The sequence below is a fragment of the Campylobacter concisus genome (genome assembly GCF_002913545.1).
Lineage (GTDB): Bacteria > Campylobacterota > Campylobacteria > Campylobacterales > Campylobacteraceae > Campylobacter_A > Campylobacter_A concisus_AV.
In genome coordinates this window covers 1-2,443 of the sequence record NZ_PPBR01000020.1, presented here as the reverse complement: position 1 = coordinate 2,443, position 2,443 = coordinate 1, and the positions used below count along the sequence as shown (strand labels likewise).

The 2,443-nt window shown below is 45.1% G+C and carries 3 protein-coding genes; all 3 read right to left on the bottom strand.

Annotated features, from left to right (window positions below):
- Positions 1 to 224, bottom strand: a 224-nt coding sequence (locus CYP05_RS01525) for a cytochrome b/b6 domain-containing protein (protein WP_181001143.1), incomplete at its 3' end; no start/stop codon positions are given.
- A 9-nt stretch (positions 225 to 233) separates the two neighbouring features.
- Positions 234 to 1,952: a nickel-dependent hydrogenase large subunit gene (locus CYP05_RS01520; protein ID WP_103586671.1), complete on the bottom strand. Its 1,719-nt coding sequence runs from the start codon at positions 1,950 to 1,952 to the stop codon at positions 234 to 236.
- 9 nt (positions 1,953 to 1,961) lie between these two features.
- A partial coding sequence (locus CYP05_RS01515) for a hydrogenase small subunit (RefSeq protein ID WP_141090264.1) occupies positions 1,962 to 2,443 on the bottom strand: 482 nt, incomplete at its 5' end.

The window sequence follows — 2,443 nt, the reverse complement described above, 5'->3', positions numbered from 1 at the left end:
ATTACCGCTATTAGCACAAAGCCAGCGACCTGGTGCGCCAAACGCCACTTTGCTTGCATGAAATTTGTAGGCTCGCTCGTGATCTCTGGGCTCATAAAGACATAAGAGATGTAGTAGCCGCTCACAACTAAAAGCGTGATAGCTACAAATCTAATCCAGTGTGTCAGCCTAACGCCGATGGAGAATTCATATTCGCTGATCCTGTCAGGATTTTTATGTGACATCTTTTCTCCTTACAAATTTGGATTTATCTTATAAGTACTCAAATCATTTCCCTTTGTGTCCATAACATGCACGGCACACGCGATGCAAGGGTCGTAAGAGTGAATTTTTCGTATTATCTCAAGTGGTTTTGAAAGATCAGCGATCTTCATACCAACTAAGCACGCCTCGTAGCTTCCCATTTGACCTTTGGCGTCTTTTGGAGAGGCGTTCCAAGTGCTTGGCACGACTGCTTGCCAGTTTGAGATGACGCCATCTTTTATGCGGCACCAGTGGCTTAGCGCGCCTCTTGGAGCGTTGCCTTTGAAGTGGCCTTTATACTCTTTGCTATTATCTATGACATACTTTGTGCAGGTCTCTTGATCTGTCTTTAAATTTTCGATCAAGGCATTAAATGCGTCCATAGTGTGCTCTGCGACCACTTTTGCTTCAAGCATACGAGCAGCGGTTCTACCTAGAGTTGAAAAGACTGCGCTTAGTGGCAAGCCACTCTTTGCTAAAAACTCATCGACTACCTTTTTAACTCTCTCGTTGCCTTTAGCGTAGTTTATGACGATGCTTGCGATCGGTCCTACTTGCATAGGCATGTCATCATATCTTGGCGCTTTGATCCAGCTATATTTACCCTTTGTGTCAAAAAGCTTGCTGTGAGCTAGCTTGCCCTCGCCGTCGATGCTCTCGCCATCGACAAGACCAGTGTAGTTTGCCTCTGTCTCGCCGTCATAAGGGTGAAGTGCTTTGTCGTTTTTATACCAAGCTCTTGTCGCCTCTTCTGTGATCTTGTCTTCGTCTATGTCATAGACCTTGCTAAGATCGCCATTTAAGATGATACCGCCTTTAAATAGATGGTCATTTTTGCCGATCAAAAACTCATCGTAACAGAATAAATTTGATACGCCAACATCGTTTAGAACGCTTGGCTCGTTTGCATAAGCCTTAGCAGCCATCAAAATGTCTGGATAGTAAGCTCTATCTACAAATTCTTTGATCTCAGCAAATTTACTCATATATTCGCCCATTCTAGCTGGATCCATGAGGTCCATCACACAGGTCACGCCGCCAACTGTTAGGCTTTGTGGATGTGGGTTTTTCGCGCCAAAGATAGCCATCATCTGAGCCGCTGTTCTTTGGATCCTAAGGCACTCAAGGTAGTGAGAGAGGACGATTAAATTTTGCTCTGGCGTAAATTTATATGTGCTATGTCCCCAGTATGCGTTGGCAAATGGTCCAAGGTTGCCCTTTTTAACAAAGGCTTCAACCCTCTCTTTTACCTCTTTTAGCTTGTCTGCGCCTGTTGCAAATGGAGTGCTTGTGTATTTAAACGCCTCTTCGCTAGCTTTATGCACATCAGCACTTAGTGCAGAGACGACGTCCGCCCAGTCCATGCCGTGGAGCTGATAAAAGTGCACGATGTGGTCGTGAAGATATAAAGCTGCGTTCATGAGCGTTCTAGTTAGCTCGGCATTTAGCGGAGGCTTGATGCCAAGGGCGTCCTCAACTGCGACTATGCCTGCTCGGTAGTGTGAGTATGTGCAAACGCCGCAAATTCTTTGCATGAAAAAGCCAGCATCTCTTGGGTCTCTGTTTTTTACTATCTGCTCTAAGCCCCTCCAAAGAGTTGAGCCAGAGTAAGCCTCTTTTACAACGTTATTTTCATCGACTACTACTTCTATTCTTAAGTGCCCTTCGATACGTGTTATAGGGTCTATTACTATTCTTTTTTCACTCATTTTTTCGCCTTATTCTTTATCTTTACTCATACATGCTAGTGCAGCGTGAGCCGCTATGCCAATACCAGCTAGAGCTAAAATTCCAATGCCTATTTTATCGCTTACATTATCAGCGCCAAGCCCCAAAACAGTGTCAAACAGCCTATCAGCCATAGGCTCTTCAAAAGGCCCCATCGTATCCCAGAAGTCTGGCTCTGAGCAGCCTATACAGCCGTGACCTGCCTGAACTGGCCATGATGTGTGCTGGTTAAATCTCTCGCGTGAGCAGTTATTAAATGTATATGGGCCTTTACAGCCTACTTTATATAAGCAGTAGCCATTTTTTGCACCCTCGTCGCCAAAGCTTTGGACAAACTCGCCTGCGTCAAAGTGGCCACGTCTCTCGCAAAGATCGTGAATTCTTAAGCCATAAGCCCATTTTGGTCTGTTATAAACATCAAGTGCAGGCAAGGTGCCAAATAGCAAGTAGTGAAGCACGTTGCCAACGATGT

Bases quoted from the DNA above. Each gene is read 5' to 3' on its own strand.
- CYP05_RS01520 (WP_103586671.1), bottom strand. From the start codon at position 1,952: ATGAGTGAAAAAAGAATAGTAATAGACCCTATAACACGTATCGAAGGG.